The following is a 21,776-nucleotide window of genomic DNA, read 5'->3' as shown; positions in this document are numbered from 1 at the left end:
GCTGTTCGGCGAACGACACGAACAGGCCGGGTCCCGACATGATCATTGCGCCGGCGGCGATGCCCAGGGTGGATTCCCCCCGCCGGAGCGACTGGACCGCCAGGTGCAGGGCGACCAGCGAGGACGAGCAGGCCGTGTCGATCGTCACCGCCGGACCCTCCAGGCCGAACGTGTACGCGATCCGGCCGGAGGCCACGCTCGTCAGGTTGCCGGTCAGCAGGTGTCCGCTCAGCTCACGCGACGCGTCGTGCAGACGGGGGGCGTAGTCCTGGGAGGCGAGACCGGCGAACACACCGGTACGCGTCCCACGCAACGAGAGTGGATCGATCCCGGCGCGCTCGAACGCCTCCCAGGACGTCTCCAACAGCAGCCGCTGCTGCGGGTCCATCGCGAGCGCCTCGCGCGGGCTGATGCCGAAGGGTGCCGGGTCGAACTCGTCCGCGTCGTGCACGAAGCCGCCGCGCCAGGTGTAGGTCCGCCCGGGGGTGCCGGGTTCGGGCGAGTACAGCGCGTCGAGGTCCCAGCCACGGTTGCGCGGCGGGTCGGAGATGGCGCAACCCTCGTTGATCACCAGATCCCAGAGCTGTTCCGGGGAGCTGATCCCGCCGGGCAGCCGGCAACTCATTCCGATGATCGCGATCGGCTCGTCGTCGTCGACCCTGACCTCGGGCACGGTGGCCGCCGCAGGGCCGGTACCGGTAAGGACACCGTCGAGATACTCGGCCACCGCTCGCGGCGTCGGGTAGTCGAACACCAGCGTGGTCGGCAGCCGCAGCCCGGTCGCGCCGCCGAGCCGGTTACGCAGGTCCACGGCCATCAGGGAGTCGATACCCGCCGATCCGAACGTGGTGCCCGGTGACGGTACCCCGTCCGTCCCCTGGCCGAGCAGGGCGGCGACGCCCGCACGAACGAGTTCCACCAACTCGCGGCGACGCTCTCCGGTGGACAGCGGTGCCAGCCGGGCACGCAACGCCTGCCCGGCGTCGGCCGCTGCGACGGGGCGTCCGTCGGCCGGTACCGGTCCGTTGGCCGCCGGTGGCTCCGCCTGGCTACGGAACGGGTAGCCGGGCAGCCGGACCCTGCGGGCGGCGGTGTCGGCGAACGGGGCTCGCAGGTCGACGTCGGCACCGTGCGTGTACGCCTCGGCCAGGGAGCTCAGGAACCGTCCGAAACCAGGATCCGACCTGCGCAGCGTCCCTAGTACGAGCGTGCTGACGCCGGCCGTGTCGCAGGTTTCCTCGACGTCGGGGGCAACGACTGGATGTGGGCTGACCTCGACGAGCATCCGGAAGCCTGCGGCGACGACGGCGCGCGTGGTCGTCTCGAACTCGAACGGGTCGCGCAGGTTCCGCGCCCAGTACCGGGCGTCGAGTTCGCCGGTGTCGATCGGACCGCCGACGGCGCACGAGTAGAACGGCGTGTGCGAGGTGCGTGGCCGGATCGGCGCCAGGAGTTCCACCAGGCGCTCTTCGATCGCGTCGATGTGCCCGGAGTGCGCGGCGTACCCGAGCGACAGCCGGCGGGCTTGGACGGACATCGCCTCCGCCTGGGCGAGCACGGCATCGAGCGCCTCCGTGTCGCCGGAGATGACGACGCTGCCGGGGCCGTTCACGCCGGCGACCGTGAGCCGTTCACCCCAGGGCCGCAGCAGCGGGGCCACCCGGTCCGGCGCGATCCGGAGGGCCGCCATGTCCCCACGACCGGCGACCTCCATCAGCGTGTGCCCGATGGCGGTGGCGACCCGGGCGCCGTCGTCCAGCGACAGCGCGCCGGTGAAACAGGCGGCCGAGATCTCACCGATGCTGTGCCCCACGACGGCATCCGGTGTGAAGCCGAAGCTGCGCCACAGCTCGGCCAGGGCCAGCGTGACGGCGAACCACACCGGCTGGAGCACGCCCACCTGGCCGATCGGCGGTGCGCCGGGCGAGCCGCGGAGCACGTCCGGGAGGGACCAGTCGACCAGCGGCGCCAGTGCTGCGGCGCACTCGTCGATCTGTGCGCGGAACACGGGCACCGCGTCGAGAAGCTCCGTGGCCATGCCCGGCCAGTGCGACCCGATGCCCGGGAACACGAGGGCGGCCGGAACCCGATCTGGCGCGTCGCCACGTGACACGCCAGCAGCGTCCTCCCCGGAGGCCAGTGCCGAGAGACCGGCGAGCAGGGTGGCGTGGTCGTGGCCGACGACGGCGCCGCGCCGGGCGAACCGGGCACGGCCAACCGCCAGCGTGTACCCCACGTCGCGCGGGGACACGGCCGGATTCTCCATCAGGTGGTCGCGCAGCCGCGCCGCCTGTGCGCGCAGGACGCCCTCGTCGCGCCCGGAGACCGCCCAGATCGTCGCCGGCGGGTCCACCGTCGATGCGGCGTACGGCGGGACCGGCGCGGTCCACGGTGACAGGGCGATCGCGAACGGGCCGGTGGCCATTTCGATGTCCGAGCCGGCGCGGAGGGACCGAAGGGCGTCGACCGCCTCGTTCGCGCCACTGGCGGCGCTCGCGCGAGCCGGGTCGGGGTCCGCCGCGTACGTGGTCGACGTGGCCGCGCGCAGCACACCGTCGATCACATCGTGGTTGGCGACCGCGTGGGCGAGCGGCTTGAGTACGACCACGGCGGCCTCGGCGCCGCGCTCCGGACCGGTCGATCGGTGCGCGGCGCAGGCGTCGGCGAAGTCGACGCCGCAGACCAGGGCGACATCGGCCGCACCCGCGTCCAGGGCGGCGAGTGCGGCGTGCATAGCCGCAAGAAACGGGTACGTCCGGACGTCGAGTGTGGCGGTCGGGCCGCCGAGGCCCAGTACGCCGGCCATCTCCTCGGCCAGCGACCAGGACAGGTCGACGTCGGCCGGAACGGGATCGTGCCCGGCCGGTCCGTTGTCGCCGTCCATCGGCCCGGTCAGGACAAAGAGCCCGATCCGTTCGTGACCGGGTGCGGACGGAACAACCCCGGCCTGCTCCAGGGCCGCCCAACACACCTCCAGGCCCACCTGACCACGTGGATCGGTCGTCACCCGGTCGGCGGCGTCGGTGCCGAGGAAGCCTGGATCGAAGGCGACCGGGCAGCCGCAGGTCGCCTCGCCCGCCGCATCGGCGGGCGGTACGGCGGCGACCAGCCGCCGTACCGACCCGACCACCGCAGCGGCGCCCCGGAGCCCGGGTGAGGTGGCGGATACCGACCCTGTCCCTGTCGTCATATCTCGTCACCGCTCTCTTCATGAACGGACAACCCGACATCGCCGTACGCCCCGCGAGACGTGCCAGGCGGTGACCGTCGAGATGGCCGGGAGTTGACATCTGCGGGCCAGGCACTCGTAGGGACCGCCGAGGTGGCGCCGACAGTTGCCGCACGCCGAACGCCATGGACGGCGCCCGCCGAAACACAATGCCCGACCCGAACATTGCGCCCAAGCATGGAGGCATCCGGAGCAGCACCCAACCCCTAGCGGACCCCTGATCCGGCCGGCAATAGCGCGCCGCCCGGCGCCGCCCCGCGTCGTCGTCGGCCATCCGCGCCAACCGGGATCGGAATACCTCGGCTTCCCGTCCGCCACCCCTAGAGACCCCTATAGCCCCTAACAACATACGGCCGGAACGACTTTGACCCTTACATCTACGCCACAATCTTGCCCCGCCGCCGACGGCGCCATAGCCTCGCCAGGCGAAGCTTTCCATGTCAACGCCCGACGTATTCCAATCTCGAGCCGCAGGAGTCCATGTTCATGAGCAGTGTCGAGTCCACCACGACAGACCCGGCCGCCGCGCCGACGGAGCTGGTACTAGTCGAGCCACCGGTAGCTGAACAAATGCGCGGCCTGGATTTCCTGCTGGGTACGTTCCAATGCGAATGGACCATCGTGATGGACACCCCGCCCAGGACCGGCACGGTCGTGTGGAGTGCCGAGCACCTTCTTGACGGTCACTATGTCCGGCAGGTGCAGCACATGGAGGGCCCACCTCGGCTGAACGCCCACTGGGTGTTCGGGTGGAACCAGGTGCTGGGCAAGTTCGCCGCCTACTACTACGACGACTGGGGCAACCAGGGATACACCACGTCCCCCGGATGGGAAGAGGACGGAAAACTCAAGTTCACCGGGCAGTACAGCGCACTCGGAAAGCCACACCTCTGCCGGGAGGAATTCGAGGTGGTCGACGAGAACCACTTCACGAAGCGGGGGTACGTCCACCTGGAGGGCGAATGGGTGCACGCCGACGTCATCGAGTGCCGCCGCGTCTGAATCGTCGGCGCGCCCGAGTCGTCGATGCTCCCACCGGCAGCCGGCCGGCGGGCGGCTCACCCTCCCGACCAGGACCTCGATGCCCAACCGGGGCCGCATGTCGCCCACCGTCCCTAGGAGTACCGCAGTGAACAGCACCGAGCAGCAGGTGAGGGACTACCCCTTCAGCACGCCGACCGCCCTCGACCTCGACCCCATCTACGCCCACCTCACCGAGCACGAGCCGGTGAGCCGGGTACACATGCCCTACGGCGGTGACGCCTGGCTGGCGACCGGTTACCACGAGGTCAAGAGCGTGCTCACCGACCCTCGGTTCAGTCGCCAGGCTGTCATCGGCGCGGACTTTCCGCGGACCATGCCGATCCGCATCGAGGACGCGATGCTCGGCATCATGGATCCCCCCGACCACACCCGAATTCGACGGCTGGTAGCCACGGCGTTCACCGCGCGTCACATCGAACGGGTCCGTCCGTACGTGCAGGACACCGTGGACGAACTGCTGGACCGGATGATCAAGGAGGGGCAGCCTGCCGACCTGGTCCGCACCGTCGCCGAGGACCTGCCGATGACGGTGACGTGTGAGCTGCTCGGCATCCCGCCGGAGGATCGCAACGACCAGTTCCGGGTCTGGCGCGACGCCATCCTCAGCATCGACGCGGTGCCGCCGGAGGAGGTCGGCGCGGCGATGCAGTCGCTCATGATGTCGATCATCGGCATGATCGGTTCCCGCCGCGAGCAGCCGACGGACGACCTGGTGAGCGCGTTGGTACGGGCGCACGACGACAACGACCGGCTGTCCGAACCTGAGCTGATCAATATCATCGCGACTCTGCTGATCGGCGGCATGGGCTCCACGTTCAGCCAGATCGCCAACTTCGCGTACACCCTGCTGAGCCGGCCAGAGCTGGTCGATCGGCTCCGGACCCGTCCGGAGATCCTGCCCCGCGCCCTGGAGGAACTCCAGCGGTACACGCCGCTGGGTGCCTCGGTGGGGTTCCCGCACATCGCCAAGGAGGATCTCGAACTGGGCGGCGTGCTGATACGCGCCGGCGAAGGCGTACTCCTGGAGGTCGCCGCCGCCAACCGCGACCCCCGCGTCTTCGACCGCCCGCAGGACCTCGACTTCACCCGCGAGCCCAACCCCCATCTGGCGTTCGGATTCGGCATGCACCACTGCGTGGGCGCGCAACTCGCGCGGATCGAGCTCCAGGTCACCTTCGAGACCCTGCTGCGACGCTTCCCGGGGCTGCGGCTGGCCGTCCCCGCGCAGGACGTCGCCTGGCGGTCCGGCGGCCTGACCCGGTGCCCGAAGAGCCTGCCCGTCGCGTGGTGAGGCGCCGCGATGAAGGAGCCCGAATGGCACGTCTCGGTTGACCGGGACAGCTGCCGCGGCTCGGGGGTGTGCGTGTACGAGGCGGCGGATCGGTTCCGGCTCGACGACGGTGTCTCCTCGCCCACGTCGGAGCTGATCGGAACGGACCCGAGGGTCCATCGCGCCGCCGACTTCTGCCCCACCTCAGCGATCCTGGTACGGAATGCGAGGACGGGTGCAGTCGTCGCGCCGACCGAAGGCGCCCCGACCGGCACCGTCACCCACTGAACCTTTTTCAACCTGAACCACGCGGCGCTCGCGCACCGCGTCTGACCTTGCGGTCCACCGCACCGCAAGGGGAGGTTGAAAAAGATTCACTGGTAGCGGTTCCTTCGTCTCGAACAGCAGTACCGGCCGTGCCCGGGCTCGCCAGGTGGGCGAGCCCGGGCACGGCATTTCGGCGTCCCGGACTGATCAGTTGACGGTGCGTACGGTCACCGGCCGGTGCCGGGTCGGCCGCCGGGCCAGGAAACGCCAGCGCGGAGGCCAGGAGACGCCGGGCGGAAGGCAGGAAACACCGGCTGCCGGGGCAGAGCTGTTCGGCTCTGCCCCGGCCACCGGCTCAGGCACCCGCTCTCAGCCCAGCGACCTGATCCACTTGTCGACCGCTCCCGCCGTCGCGTCGCCGTGCTCCTCCATCATGGACCAGTGGTCGCCGACGACGTCCAGCGCCTGGTGCCGCAGGGGCCAGGTCGGCTGCCAGGGCCCCTCCGGTGGCGCGTCCATGCCGGCCGCGGTCAACGGCGCGGACGCCCGTACGAGCAGCGTCTCCGCCGTGGTGTCCTGCGGCGCCCACGCGCCGAAGAGGCTCAGGTACCCCGCCATCGCGGTGAGCCGGACATCGGTGACCCGGTTGAACTCGACGAGTTCGAACGTCGCGTCGGCCAGCGCGGCCATCAGCCGACCGACCTCCTCGGTGCCGGACAGGAAGGAGTCGAGCAGTACGACCCCGCGCGGTCCCGCTCCCACCGCCTCCAAATGGCCGGCGACCGACTGCGCGACCAGACCTCCGGAGGAGCGTCCGGCGAGTACCACCTCCGCGTCGGCGGCACACCGCCGGATCGCGTCAGCGTGGAACTCCGCCAGGGCCGCCACGCTCGCCGCGAGCTTCTCGCCGGCCACGAACCCGGGTGAGGGGATCACCCAGACGTCACGCACGCCCTGGAAAGCCGCCGCGAACCGCGCGTACTCGTGCACACCAGACATAGCCGACAGGGATGGGATACAGATCAGCACCGGCCCGTCCCCACCCCGGCTCAACCTGACCGGATCCGGCCGGGAGTCGAGTTCGGGCAACGTGCCGAATTGGTCCCGCAGCGCGGCGGCGGTGCGCAGCAACTCCCAGCCCTGTGCGAACCGGCCGGTCGAGTGCGCGTGCCGGAACAGATCCGCGATGGCCGTGGACGCGGTCGGGCCGGTAGGGGCAGCCAGCCGCCCGGCCCCCGACGCCGGAGCGGTACCGCCGGGTTGGGCCACGAGCCGGCCGGCTATCTCCGCCGCGAGGGACCGTACGGTGGGATGGTCGAAGACCACTGTCGCGGCGAGGTGGAGTCCGGTCGCGGCGTTGAGCCGGTTCCTCAGCTCCACCGAGGTGAGCGAGTCGAAGCCGAGCTCACTGAACGCGTGTCGCCCCTCCACGTCGTCGGCGTCGGTGTGGCCGAGGACCACGGCGGCCTCGCCGCGGACCAGTGCCAGCACGGCGCGGTCCCGCTCGTCGGCGCCGAGCGTGGCCAGGTGGGAGAGGCGGTCCACCGACTCCGTCGCGGCGGCCGAGCGGGCGGCCCGCCGGACAGGCCGGACCAGCGCCCGCAGCAGAGCCGGTACCTGCTGGTCGGGCAGCGACGAGGAATCACCGAGGGTCCACCGCATCGGCAGCAACACCGGCCGGTCGGTGGCGGTGGCGGTGTCGAAGAGGGTCAACCCCTCGGCGGCGGACAGGGCGCTCGCCCCGCCGCGTGCCATCCGGCCCCGTCCGACGGCGTCGAGTCCACCGGTCATACCGCCGGTCGCCACCCACGGCCCCCACGCCAACGACGTGGCGGGCAGGCCCCGGCTGCGCCGGTGGTGTGCCAACGCGTCGAGGAACGAGTTCGCCGCCGCGTAGTTGCCCTGGCCGGCGGGACCCAGCACGCCCGCCGCCGACGAGAACAGGACGAACGCGCGCAGGTCCAGGCTCTCGGTCGCCTCGTGCAGGTGCCAGGCCGCGTCCACCTTCGGCCGCATCACCCCGTCGATCCGGGCGGCCGTCAACGTGCCGGTCACCCCGTCGTCGATCGTGCCCGCGCAGTGCACGACGCCGCGCAGAGGCCACCGCTCGGGTACGGCCGCGACCAGTGCCCGTGCCGACGCGCGATCGGCCACGTCGCACGCGAGTACGGACACCGCCGCGCCCAGGTCGGTCAGCTCGGCCGCCAGCGCCGCGAGTTCGGGCGCGTCCAGCCCACGCCGGGACGCCAGGACCAGCGACGGCACCCCGTGCGCCACCACCAGGTGCCGGGCCACCAGGCCGCCGAGCATGCCGCTGGCGCCGGTAACCAGCACGGTGCCGGACAGATCCGTCCACGGCAGGGAGGTGTGCTCTCCCGCTGTCGACACCCGCTCCAGCCGTGGCACCAACGCCGTACCGCCACGCAGCGCCACCTGCGGCTCGTCCAGGGCCAGCGCGGCGAGGACTGCGGCGGCGAACGCCGCACCGGACCGGGGGTCGTCGTCGGTGTCCACGAGCAGGAACCGGCCGGGATCCTCGCTCTGCGCCGATCGCACCAGGCCGCTGGCCGCCGCGGCGGGTAGGCCGGGCACGTCCGCACCGGCCGCCGTGGCGACCGCGCCGGCCGTCACGAGTACCAGCCTGGCCCCTGCCAGCCGCTCGTCGGCGCTCCAGTGCCGCACCAGGTCGAGGACGTGACGGGTGAGTTGGTGCGCACGATCGACATGATTCCCGGTGGACGGGCCGGCGACGGGCAGCAGCGACACCACGACGATGTCGGGTACCGCCGCGCCGTGCGCGAGGGCCGTGCTGAGGCGTTCGAGGCTGGAGTGCGTGTGCAGCCCCGGTCCGATCGAGTCCAGACCCCCGATCATCGCGACGTCGTCGCCCATCACCATCGCCCACTCCAGCGCCCGTGGGTTCGGCACCTCCACCGCGGTGATCTCGGACCAGGTCAGTTCGAACAGCGAGTCGTCCGGCCGGGCGCCGACCGGCTGCGTCGGCGCGGCGCGGAAGGTCAGCGAGTCGATGGTGACGACCGGCTGGCCGGTGGTGTCGGTGACCGTCAGGGTGATGGCGTCCGGACCGGCCGGACGCATGCTGACCCGTACCGTCGACGCGCCGGTCGCGTGCAGGGCCACCCCGCGCCAGGCGAACGGGAGACCGGCGACGCTCTGGTCCCGGTCGCCGCCGACCCCTAACAGCACGGGGTGCAGGGCGGCGTCCAGCAGCGCGGGATGGATGCCGAACCGGTCGGCGGTGGCGGTCTGCGACTCGGGCAGTGCCACCTCGGCGAGTACCTCGTCACCGCGCCGCCAGGCCGCCCGCAGCCCCTGGAACGCCGGGCCGTACGTGAACCCGCCGTCGGCGTCGCGGCCGTCGTAGAACCCGTCGACCGGCAGTGGCTCGCTGTCGGCCGGCGGCCAGACGGCGGCGACAGCGTGCGGAGGGGGTGGGCCGGCCGGGGCGAGGGTGCCGGTCGCGTGTCGCGACCAGTCGGCCGAGCCCGGGGCATCCTCGTGCCGGGAGAACACATTGAACGGTCGGCGGCCGTCCGCATCCGGGCCTCCGACGACGACGTGCAGCCGCACCGCGCCGCTGTCGGGCAGTACCAGCGGGGCGGCCAGGACGAGTTCCTCGACCAGACCGCAACCGGCCTGGTCACCGGCCCGGACGGCCAGCTCCATGAACCCGGTGCCGGGGAAGATCACGATGCCGGCCAGCGCGTGGTCACCGAGCCAGTCGTGCGAGCCCAGCGACAGACGGCCGGTGAGCAGGAAGCCGCCCGAGTCCGGAACTTCGACGGCGGCCCCGAGCAGGGGGTGCGCCGCCGCCACCAGTCCCGCCGACGCCACGTCGCCGACCACGCCCGGCTGGTAATCCAGCCAGTAGCGGCGCCGTTGGAACGCGTACGTCGGCAGGTCGACGGTGGCCACGTCACGGCCGGCGAAGAACGCGTCCCAGTCGACCGCCACACCACGGCTGTGCAGCCGGGCCAGCGCGTGCACGAGTTCCACACGGCTGTCGCGGTGGCTGCTCATCGACGGTAGGAACGCCGCCGGCTCGGCCGACTCCGGCAGGCACTCCGCCCCGAGGCCACTGAGCGTGCCGTCCGGGCCTATCTCCAGGAACGTCGTCACCCCCTGCTCGTGCAGGACCAGCACCGCGTCGGCGAACCGCACCGGGGCGGCGATGTGCCGCACCCAGTACCCGGGCGAGCACAGCTCGGCTTCGGTGGCCAGCCGGCCGGTCACGGTGGACACGATCGGGATCGTCGGCGGGTGGTACGCGACCCCCTCGGCGATTCGCTGGAACTCAGCGAGCACCGGGCGCATCCGGGGTGAGTGGAACGCGTGGCGGACGGGCAGCCGCTTGGTCTGGCGGCCCTGGGCGGCGAGTGTGGCGGCGATCTCACCGACCGCCTCCTCGTCGCCGGAGAGAACCACCGCGCCGGGCGCGTTCACGGCGGCGATGCCGACCGAGTCGGACCGCCCGGCCAGCAGCGGTACGACCTCGGCCTCGCTCGCGCGGACCGCGATCATGGCGCCGCCGTGGGGCAGTTCCGCCATCAGCCGGCCCCGCGCCGCCACCAGGGTGCACGCGTCGGCGAGTGAGAGCACCCCGGCGACGTGGGCGGCGGCCAGTTCGCCGACCGAGTGCCCGGCCAGGTACCGGGGGCGCACGCCCCAGTGCGTCAGCAGCCGGAAGAGTGCCAGCTCCACGGCGAACAGCGCCGGCTGCGCGTACCCGGTGTCGGCCAGCAGATTCGCCGCGTCGGTGCCCTCGGCCGCGAACACCACGTCGCGCAACGGGACGTCGAGCTGGGCGTCGAGGTGTGCGCACACCTCGTCGAACGCGTCCGCGAACGTCGGAAAGCTGTCGTACAGTGCCCGACCCATGCCGGGTCGTTGGCTCCCCTGACCGGCGAACAGCATCGCGGTCGCGCCGTCGGCGACGAACCCGCGTACCAGCCCGGGCACGTCCTGTCCGTCAGCCAGCGCGTCCAGCCCCGCGAGTAGGGCGTCCCGGGTACCGGCCACGACGACGGCGCGGTGTTCCATCCCGAGCCGGGTGGTCGCGAGCGAGTAGGCCAGGTCGAGCCGACCCAGCTCGGGTCGGTCGGCGACGTGTTCGTGCAGGCGGCGTGCCTGCCCGGCCAGCGCGGCCTCGGTCCGGCCGGTCACCGGGAACGGCAGGACCGGCAGCTCGGGCACGACCCACGGGTCCGCCTGGTCCGTCACGTCCGGCAACTCGGCCACGTCCGGCAACTCGGCCACGTCCGACGGTTCGGGCAGGTCCGTCGGCACCACCCGGGCGGCGCCGACCGCCGGCGCCGGTGCCTGCTCGACAATGACGTGGGCGTTCGTCCCGCTCACGCCGAACGAGGAGACACCGAAGCGCCGCCGCTCGGTGTCCGGCCAGTCGCGCGCCTCGGTCAGCAGTTCGACCGCACCGGCCGACCAGTCCACCTGCGGCGTCGGCGCGTCCACGTGCAGGGTCCTGGGCAGCACGCCGTGCCGCATCGCCATCACCATCTTGATCAGGCCGATGACCCCCGACGCCGACTGGGTGTGTCCGATGTTCGACTTGATCGAGGCCAGCCAGAGCGGGTTGCCCGCCGGTCGGTCCTGCCCGTACGTGGCGAGCAGCGCCTGCGCCTCGATCGGGTCGCCCAGGGTGGTGCCGGTGCCGTGTGCCTCGACCGCGTCGACGTCGGCGGCGGTCAGCCCGGCACTCGCCAGCGCCTGACGGATCACGCGCTGCTGCGCCGGGCCGTTCGGCGCGGTCAGCCCGTTCGACGCCCCGTCCTGGTTGATCGCCGAGCCACGCAGCAGCGCCAGTACCGGGTAGCCGTTGCGCTCGGCGTCGGACAGGCGCGCCAGCAGGAGCATCCCGACACCCTCACCCCAGGCCGTTCCGTCGGCGGCGGCAGCGAACGCCTTGCAGCGGCCGTCTGCGGCAAGCCCCCGCTGCCGGCTGAACTCGACGAACACCCCGGGTGTGGCCATCACGGCGACCCCGCCGGCCAGCGCCAGCGTGGCCTCGCCGGCACGCAGCGCCTGCGCGGCGAGGTGGATCGCCACCAGCGACGACGAGCACGCGGTGTCCACCGTGACCGCCGGCCCCTCCAGCCCGAAGGTGTAGGCGACCCGGCCGGAAAGCACGCTCGCCCCACCGCCGGTCACCACGTACCCCTCGGCCGCCGCGCCCTGGCCCAACAGCAGCGCGGCGTAGTCGGACGTGGCCCCGCCGACGAACACGCCGGTACGACTGCCGCGCAACCGGTCGGGGCGGATCTGTGCCCGTTCCAGCGCCTCCCACGAAACTTCCAGCAGCAGCCGCTGTTGCGGGTCCATGCCCTTCGCCTCACGGGGCGAGATGCCGAAGAATCCGGCGTCGAAGTCCGCTACGTCGTAGAGGAAGGCGCCCTCCCGCACGTACGAACTTCCCGGCCGGTCGCCGTCCGGGTCGTACAGCGCCGCGAGGTCCCAACTCCGGTCGGTCGGCATCCCCGAAACCGCGTCCACGCCCTCGCTGACCAACCGCCACAGGCCCTCCGGGTCTCGTACCCCGCCAGACGTCCGGCAACTCATCGCGACGATCGCGACCGGGTCGTCGTCGATGACCACGGCGGGCGGTACGGCGTCCACTTCCACCCCTGCGGCGCCGTTCCCGATCTCGGCCCGCAGGTGGTCCACCACGGCCGACACCGTCGGGTGATCGAAGACCAGCGTGGCCGGCAGCCGCAGCCCGGTGACCGCCGACAGGCGGTTGCGCAGCTCGACCGCAGTCAGCGAATCGAACCCCAGGTCCCGGAACGCCCGGTGGGGCTCCACCGCCTCCGCCGACCGGAAGCCCAGCACCGCGGCGGCCTCGCCCCGCACCAGGTCGAGCACGGCGGCGGCGTGCCGTGTCGGGTCCAGCTCGGCCAGCCGTTCCCGTAGGGCGGTACCCGCCTCGTCGGGAACCGGCGCGGACGCTTCGGCGACCGCCCGGGCCACCTCGTCGATGTCCTGCAACAACGGACTGCGACGGGCGATGGTGAAGGTCGGAACGAACCGGTCCCAGTCGATGTCGGCGACGATCACCAGCGTCTCGCCGTGCTCGACGGCCTGGTGCAACGCGCCCACGGCCAGCTCGGGCGCCATCTGGCGCACGCCGCGGCGGTTCAGCATGTCCTCGGCGCGGTCGTCGACCATGCCACCCCGGGTCCAGCTTCCCCAGCCGATCGAGACAGCGGTCAGGCCCCGGGACGCGCGAGCCTGCGCCAGCCCGTCCAGGTAGCTGTTGGCCGCCGAGTACGCGGCGGTGCCGGCACTGCCCCAGGACGAGGCGCCGGACGAGAAGAGTACGAAGGCGTCCAGCTCCCGGTCGCCGAGCAGTTCGTCGAGATGCCGGGCGCCGGCCACCTTCGCCTCCATGACGTCGGCGAACTCGTCCATCGTGGCGTCGAGCAGCATCGACGAGCCACTGACGCCTGCGGCGTGGACCACGGCTGTCAACGGGTACCCGGCCGGCACGTCGGCCAGAAGCGCCGCCACGGCGTCCCGGTCAGCCATGTCACACGCTTCGATCGTCACTGCGGCACCCAGGGCGGTCAGTTCCTCGGCCAGCTCGGCGGCGCCCGCCGCGTCCCGCCCGCGCCGGCTCGTCAGCAGCAGGTGCTCGGCCCCGGCACCGGCGAGCCAGCGCGCGACGTGCGCCCCCAGCGTTCCGGTCCCGCCGGTCACCAGGACCGTGCCACGGGGCCGCCACGCCCGTACCGGCGGCTTGTCACCGAGCGGCGCGCGTACCAGCCGCCGACCCAGTACGCCGCTGTCGCGGATGGCCACCTGATCCTCGTCGCCCGCCGTGAGCACGCCGCTGAGCCGTGCCAGGGCCCGTGGCGTCAACGTCCCACCGGGTAGGTCGACCAGGCCGCCCCAGCGCTGTGCGAACTCGAGCGCGGCCACCCGGCCCAGGCCCCAGACGGCGGACCCGACGGCCGAGGACACCCGGTCGGACCGACCGACGCCGACGGCGCCCCGGGTCACCGCCCAGAACGGCGCGGTGAGGTTCGCGTCCTCGGACGCCTGCAACGCGACGACCGTGGCGGACAGACCGGCGGGAACGCCGGCCCGGTCGTCCTCGTCCAGTGACAGCAGCGACAGCACGCCGGACGGGGCCTCTGCGTCGAGCACCTCGCGCAGCCGGTCGGCGAGGCCCGCGCGGTCGGCTCCGGCCGCCGCGACGACGACCGGCCGGGCCCCGGCCGAGGCCAGCGCCGTCCGGACCGCGTCGACCTCGGCCCGGTCCCCGGCAGGCGCCAGCACCAGCCAGACACCGGACATCGGCGTGACCGACGCCGGTATCGGGCGCCACCGCACCCGGTACCGCCACGAGTCGACCGTGGAGGTGTCGCGTCGGCGGCGCCGCCAGGCCGACATCGCGGGCAGCAGTTCGCGCAGCGGCTGCTCGCCCACCTCCAGGGTGCGCGCCAGCGCCTCGACGTCCGCACGTTCGACCGCCTGCCAGAACCCGGCGTCCGCCGGGTCGGCGTCGGCCGAGGTGGCACCGGGACCAAGCATCGCCGGCATTTCGAGCCAGTACCGCTCGCGCTGGAACGAGTAGGTCGGCAGCGCCACCCGACGTGCACCGGATCCGGCGTACACCGCCGGCCAGTTGACGGTCACGCCGTGCGCGTACGCCTCCGACAGCGACAGCAGAAACCGTTCGATGCCGCCCTCGGAGCGACGCAGCGTACCGAGCACCGACGCCGGGCGGCTGCCGGCGTCGATGGTCTCCGCCACGCCGACGGTCAGTACGGGGTGCGGGCTCACCTCGACGAAGGCGTCGTACCCCAGCTCCAGCATCCCGCGCACGGCGCTCTCGAACTCCACCGTCTGGCGGAGGTTCCGGTACCAGTACCCGCCGTCGAGCTGCACCGTGTCCACCAGGCCGCCAGAGACGGTCGAGTAGAACGGTACCGTCGACGACCGCGGCTCGATGATGGCGAGTTCGGTGGCGAGCCGTTGCCGGATCGTCTCCACCTGCGCCGAGTGTGAAGCGTAGTCCACCGCGATCCGCCGCGTCCGCATCCCGTCCGCTTCGCACGCAGCCATCAGCGCGTCCAGCGCCTCCGGGTCCCCGGAGACCACCACCGACGCCGGGCCGTTGACGGCCGCCAGCGACAGCCGGTCGCCCCACCCAGCGAACAGCCGCAGTACCCTGTCCCGGGGTGCGGCCACCGACACCATGCCACCCAGTCCGGCGAGCTCCCTCAGGGCCCGGCTGCGTACGGCGACCGCGCAGGCGGCGTCCGCCAGCGACAGGGCGCCGGCGACGCACGCCGCCGCGAACTCGCCCTGCGAGTGTCCGACCACGGCGGCCGGCTCGACGCCGTACGAGCGCCACAGCTCGGCTAGCGACACCATCACGGCCCACAGCACCGGCTGCACCACGTCGACGCGTTCCCACGACGGGTCGCCCGTCCCGTCGCGCACCACGTCCTCCAGCGACCAGTCGACGTACGGCGCCAGCGCGGCGGCGCACTCCGACATGCGCCGCGCGAACACCGGCGACGTCTCCATCAGCTCGGTCGCCATGCCGGCCCACTGGGAGCCCTGGCCGGGGAACACGAACACCGGTCGGGCCGGACTCTCCGCCACCCCGCGTACCAGGCCGGCGTCGCCCCGTCCGTCGGCCAGCGCCGCCAGACCGGCCAGCAGGCCCTCCCGGTCGCCGGCCACGATCACCGCCCGCCGTTCCATCGGGGCCCGGGTCGTCGCCAGGGAGAAGCCCAGGTCGAGATCTGACATGCCGGTGCCGTTCCGGACGTGGATGTCCAGTTGCCGTGCCTGGTCGCGCAGGGCCGCCTCGGTCCGGCCGGACACCGGCCAGGCCAGGTGCGCGCCGACCAGCCCACTTCCGGTTCCGGGCCGCTCGTCGGAGTCGTCCGGCCCGGTGCCGGACGGTGCCTGCTCCAGGATCGTGTGGACGTTGGTGCCGCTGACCCCGAACGACGAGACCCCGGCCCGTCGGGGCCCGTCGGTCGCCGGCCAGTCCTGTCGCTCGGTCAGCAGGGCGACCGCGCCGGCCGACCAGTCGACCTGCGGGGTCGGTGCGTCCACGTGCAGCGTCTGGGGCAGTACGCCGTGCCGCAACGCCTGCACGGCCTTGATCACGCCGGCCACGCCCGAGGCGGCGGCTGAGTGGCCGATGTTGGACTTGACCGATCCCAGCCACAGCGGCCGGCCGGCCGGCCGGTCCTGTCCGTACGTGGCCAGCAGCGCCTGCGCCTCGATCGGGTCGCCCAGTGTCGTACCGGTGCCGTGCGCCTCGACCAGGTCGACGTCCGTCGCGGAGAGCCGCGCGTTCGCGAGGGCCTGCCGGATCACCCGCTGCTGTGCCAGGCCGTTCGGTGCGGCAAGCCCGTTCGAGGCGCCGTCCTGGTTCATCGCCGAACCACGGATCACCGCGAGTACCGGGTGTCCGTTGCGCTCGGCGTCGGACAGGCGCTCCAGCAGCAGGATCCCCGACCCCTCGGCCCAACCGATGCCGTCGGCCGCCGCCGCGAACGCCTTGCACCGCCCGTTGGCCGCCAGCCCGCGTTGCCGGGAGAAGACCAGGAACGGCGCCGGGGTCGCCAGCAGCGCCACTCCCCCGGCCAGCGCCAGGTCCGTCTCGCCGGTACGCAGTGCCTGCGCGGCGAGGTGGATCGCCACCAGGGAGGACGAGCAGGCGGTGTCCACCGTCACCGCGGGTCCCTCCAGCCCGAAGGTGTACGCGATCCGGCCGGACAGGACGCTGGCACTGCTGCCGGTCATCACCATGCCCTCGGACTCCTGCCCCGAGGCCAGCATCAGCAGCGCGGCGTGGTCCTGCGACGCGCCCCCGACGAACACGCCGGTGCGGCTGCCGCGCAGCGTGCCCGGGTCGATCCCGGCCCGCTCAAACACCTCCCACGAGTTCTCCAGCAGGAGCCGCTGCTGCGGGTCCATGCCCTTCGCCTCGCGCGGGGAGATGCCGAAGAAGCCCGGGTCGAAGTCCCCGGCGTCGTAGATGAATCCGCCCTCGCGTACATAGGACTTTCCGGACCGGTCGGGGTCCGGGTCGTACAAGTCGGCGAGGTCCCAGCCGCGGTCCGCGGGGAAGGCGGAGATCGCGTCCGTCCCGTCGTGGACCAGCCGCCACAGGTCCTCCGGCGAGCGCACCCCGCCGGGGTAGCGGCAGCTCATCGCGACGATCGCGACGGGCTCGTCGGCCCCGACCGCCGCCACCGCCGCCGGCGCGTCGGCGGTCGGGTCGGCCCCACCGAGTACGGCCGGCAGCAGGAACGCCGCCACTGCCTGCGCCGTCGGGTAGTCGAATGCCAGCGTGGCCGGCAGCCGCAGCCCGGTCACCGCCGACAGCCGGGTACGCAGCTCGACGGCGGTGACCGAGTCGAACCCGAGGTCCCGGAACGCCTTCTGCGCCCCGACCGCCTCCGCCGACGGGTACCCGAGCACGGCTGCCGCCTCGGCCCGGACGGTTTCCAGGATCACGGCGGACCGCCGGTCGGCGGGGAGCTCCGCGAGCCGCTCCCGCAACGCGGAGCCGGCGACGGCGGGCGCGGCGTCGTCGGCGCGCAAAGCGTCCGCCACCTCCGGGATGTCCTCGATGAGTCGGCTGCGGCGGGCGAGGGTGAAGGACGGCGCGAACCGGGCCCAGTCCAGGTCCGCGACGGTAATCAGAGACTCGCCGTGCTCGACCGCCTGGGCCAGCGCGGTGACGGCGAGCGGCGGCGGCATCTGTCGCAGCCCGCGCTTGGTCAGCATGTCCTCGGCACGGTCGTCGAACAGGCCGCCCTTGGTCCAGCTTCCCCAGGCGATCGAGGTGGCCGGCAGGCCGCGGGCCGTACGGTGCTGCGCCAACCCGTCCAGGTAGCTGTTCGCGGCGGCGTACGGTCCCGCGCTCGCGCTGCCCCACGCCGACGCCCCGGACGAGAACAGCACGAAGGCGTCCAGCTCCCGGTCGCCGAGGAGCTCGTGCAGGTGCCGTGCCCCGGCCACCTTCGCCGCAGCCTGGCTGGCCAGGTCGACGAGGCTCGTGTCGGCCAGCGCCACCGAGGCACCGACACCGGCGGCGTGTACCACGGCGGTCAGCGGACGGTCGGCGGGTACCGCGGCGAACAGTGCCGACACTTGCTCCCGGTCGGTGACGTCACACTCGACGGCGTCCACGGTCGCGCCCAGCTCACGCAGCTCCGCGATCAGCTCGGAGGCACCGTCGGCAGCCGGCCCCCGGCGGCTGGCCAGCATCAGGTGCTCCGCGCCGTTGGCCGCGAGCCAGCGCGCCACGTGCCCGCCGAGCACGCCCGTACCGCCGGTCAGCAGCACCGTTCCGCGGGGCTGCCAGGTGCGCTCCGGCCTGCGGTCCCCGAGTGGCGCCCGGACCAGCCGCCGGGCCAGGACGGCCGTGCCGCGCACGGCCAACTGGTCCTCGTCGTCGCCGGCCACGAGGATGGCCACCATCCGGTCCAGCAGGTGTGCGTCCAGCCGTTCGGGGAGGTCGACGAGACCGCCCCAGCGCTGCGGATACTCCAGCGCGGCCACCCGACCGAGGCCCCAGACCGAGGCCTGTTCCGGACTACCCGCCCGGTCCGCCCGTCCGATGCTGACCGCGCCACGGGTCAGACACCACAGCGGCGCGGCGATGTCGGCGTCGCCCAGGGCTTGGAGCAGCGTCAGGGTCGCCGCGAGGGCGTTCGGCACCCCGTCGAACGCCGACCACCCGCCGTCGAGCGCCACCAGCGACAGGACACCGGCCGGTGCCGGCCCGTCGGCCGGCAGCGCGGCGCGCAGCCGCTCGGCGACGTCGGCACGGTCCGGTGACCGCGTCTCGACCGTCACCACGTCGGCCCCGCGTCCGGCCAGGGCCGTCCCGCACCGCTCTGCCAGCCCGTCCGGTACGGCGTCGGCCGGGGTCACCAGCAGCCAGGTGCCGGACAGCGTCGTCGCGGCCGGTGTGGCGACCGGTTTCCAGGTCACCCGGTAGCGCCACGAGTCGACCGTCGAGCGGTCTCGGCGGCGCCGCCGCCAGGCCGCGAGTAGCGGCAGCACCGGTCGCAGAGCGGCCGGGCCGTCCAGCCCCAGTTCGGTCGCCAGGCCCTCCAGATCCTCGCGCTCCACGCCGTCCCAGAACCGGGCCTCCACCGGGTCCGTCGTCGGCCCGGTGTCGGTGGCGGCCCCAGCGGGCAGGTCCAGCCAGTACCGCTGGCGCTGGAAGGCGTACGTCGGCAGCGCCACGGTGGTCGCGCCGGTGCCGGCGAACACCGCCCGCCAGTCCACCCGGGTTCCGTTCGCCCACGCCTCGGCCACCGACGTGAGCAGCCGCTCCAGGCCGTCCTCACCTCGCCGCAACGTTCCCGACGCTGTCGCCGCCACACCGCAGTCGTCGATCGTCTCCTGTACCGCGGGCGTCAGCACCGGATGCGGGCTGACCTCGATGAACACGCTGTGGTTGTGGGACAGCAGGAGACGGGTCGCGGCCTCCATCTCGACGGTCTGCCGGAGGTTGCCGAACCAGTAGTCGCCGTCGAGTTCCGTCCCGGTCAGCGGCCGGGCGGTCACCGTCGAGTAGATCGGTACCCGCGCCCGTCGCGGGGTGACCGGGCCGATCATGTCCCGCAGGTCGTCGCGGATCGTGTCCACCTGCACCGAGTGCGAGGCGTAGTCCACCGCGATCCGGCGCATCCGTACGCCGTCCGCCTCACCGTCGACCATCAGGGCGTCCAGCGCCTCCGGACGGCCCGAGACCACCACCGACGCCGGGCCGTTGACCGCTGCCACCGACATCTGGTCGCCCCAGCCGGACAGCCGCTCGTCCACCTCCTGCCGGGAGGCCGCCACCGACACCATGCCGCCCTCTCCGGACAGCCGGCGCAGCAACCGGCTGCGCAATGCCACCACCCGGGCGCCGTCCTCCAGCGACAGGGCGCCGGCCACCACCGCCGCCGCGATCTCGCCCTGCGAATGCCCGATCACCGCTGACGGCTCCACGCCGTACGAGCGCCACAGCTCGGCCAGCGACACCATCACCGCCCAGAGCACCGGCTGTACCACGTCGACCAGGCCCAGTGGGGCGGCGCCCGGTTTCCCCCGTACGACGTCGGTCAGCGACCAGTCTACGAACGGCGCGAGCGCGGTCTCGCATTCCGACAGGCGTCGGGCGAATACCGGTGACGAGTCCACCAGTCGCGCGGCCATACCCGCCCACTGCGAGCCCTGCCCCGGGAAGACGAACACGACCCGGCCGTCGGTGCCGGCCGTTCCCCGTACCAGACCCGGCGCCCCCCGTCCCTCCGACAGCGCGGTCAGCCCCTCGACCAGGGCCGACCGGTTGGCGCCGACCAGTACGGCGCGGTGCTCCAGGTGTGCCCGCGAGGTCGCGAGCGAGTACGCCAGGTCCCGGTCGGCGTCGTACGGGTGGTCGGTCAGGTGGGCCAGCAGGCGCGCCGCCTGGTCCCGCAGTGCGCCCTGAGAATGGGCCGACACCGCGAACGGCAGTACCGGCAACGGCGGCGCGTCACTGTCCAGGCCCGCCACCGCGTCGGGTCCGGAAGCGGGAGCGGGGGGCTGTTCCAGGAGCAGGTGGACGTTGGTTCCGCTCACTCCGAACGAGGAGACGCCGGCCCGTCGGGGCGCCCCGGTCGACGGCCACTCCCGTGCCTCGGTGAGCAGCTGCACCGCGCCCGACGCCCACTCCACCCCGGAGGTCGGCGCGTCGACGTGCAACGTGCGCGGCAGCATGCCGTACCGCATCGCCAGCACCATCTTGATCACGCCGCCGACGCCGGAGGCGGACTGAGTGTGGCCGATGTTGGACTTCAACGCGCCCAGCCACAGCGGACGGTCCGCCGGCCGCTCCGACCCGTACGTGTCCAGCAGGGCCTGCGCCTCGATCGGGTCGCCGAGCCGGGTACCCGTGCCGTGTGCCTCGACCACGTCGATTTCGGCAGACGACAGCCGGGCGGTGGCCAGCGCCTCCCGGATCACCCGCTGCTGGGACGGGCCGTTGGGGGCGGTGAGCCCGTTCGACGCGCCGTCGGAGTTGACCGCCGAGCCGCGGATCACCGCGAGTACCGGGTGTCCGTTGCGTTCGGCGTCGGGCAGCCGCTCAAGCAGCACCATGCCGACGCCCTCGGACCACCCGGTACCGTCGGCCGCCTCAGCGAACGCCTTGCACCGGCCGTCCGCGGCCAGGCCACCCTGCCGGACGAACTCGACGAACGCTCCCGGGGTGGCCATCACGGTCACCCCGCCGGCCAGGGCCAGCGAGCATTCGCCGTTGCGCAGGGCCTGCGCCGCGAGGTGCAGCGCCACCAGCGACGACGAGCACGCGGTGTCCACCGTGACGGTGGGCCCCTCCAGCCCGAGGGCGTAGGCGACCCGGCCAGACAGTACGGAGCCCGCTCCGCCGGTCATCGAGTATCCGGCCTCCTGGCCGGCATTCATCAGCAGGACGGCGTGGTCCTGCGACGTGCCGCCGACAAACACGCCGGTACGGCTGCCGTGCAGTGCTGTCGGGTCGATCCCGGCCCGCTCGACCGCCTCCCAGGCGGTCTCCAGCAGCAGCCGCTGCTGCGGGTCCATGCCCTTCGCCTCGCGCGGCGAGATGCCGAAGAACTCTGCGTCGAACTCGGCGGCGTCGTAGAGGAAGCCGCCCTCGAAGGCCGACACCGCGTCGGACGTGTCACTGTCCAGCCCGTACGCGGCCAGGTCCCATCCACGGTCGGTCGGGAACCCGCCGACCGCGTCGACCCCGTCCGCCACCAGCCGCCACAGATCCTCCGGCGAGCGCACCCCGCCGGGGTAGCGGCAGCTCATCGCGACGATCGCGACCGGCTCGTGTGCCCCGCTACTCGCCTGGCGCAAGCGCTCCCGGGTCGCCTTGAGGTCGGCGGTGACGCGCTTGAGGTAGTCGCGGAGCTTGTCTTCGGTGTTCAC

4 protein-coding genes are annotated in these 21,776 nt (G+C 72.9%); 2 read left to right on the top strand and 2 right to left on the bottom strand.

From position 1 onward, the window contains the following. Window positions 1-3,190, bottom strand: a 3,190-nt coding sequence (locus AAH979_RS35100; RefSeq protein ID WP_346262433.1) for a beta-ketoacyl synthase N-terminal-like domain-containing protein, incomplete at its 3' end; no start/stop codon positions are given. A gap of 525 nt (window positions 3,191-3,715) precedes the next feature. On the opposite strand from AAH979_RS35100, the gene AAH979_RS35095 reads away from it, so the two are divergent. Together AAH979_RS35095 and AAH979_RS35090 are read left to right on the top strand one after the other, a co-directional pair. Then, complete coding sequence (locus AAH979_RS35095; RefSeq protein ID WP_346262432.1) at window positions 3,716-4,231, top strand: DUF1579 family protein; 516 nt, start codon at window positions 3,716-3,718, stop codon at window positions 4,229-4,231. Window positions 4,232-4,358: 127 nt separating this feature from the next. Beyond that, entirely contained in the window at window positions 4,359-5,564 is a 1,206-nt protein-coding gene (locus tag AAH979_RS35090; protein ID WP_346262431.1) for a cytochrome P450, read from the top strand. 615 nt (window positions 5,565-6,179) lie between these two features. Here AAH979_RS35090 and AAH979_RS35085 read toward each other — a convergent pair. Further along, the gene (locus tag AAH979_RS35085; protein WP_346262430.1) at window positions 6,180-21,776 is read right to left on the bottom strand and encodes a type I polyketide synthase; all 15,597 of its coding nucleotides are present in this window, start codon (window positions 21,774-21,776) and stop codon (window positions 6,180-6,182) included.

The organism is Plantactinospora sp. ZYX-F-223 (assembly GCF_039649625.1).
Classification (GTDB): domain Bacteria; phylum Actinomycetota; class Actinomycetes; order Mycobacteriales; family Micromonosporaceae; genus Plantactinospora.
The sequence above is the reverse complement of the archived record's forward strand: the minus strand, read 5'-3'. Positions and strand labels throughout refer to the sequence as shown.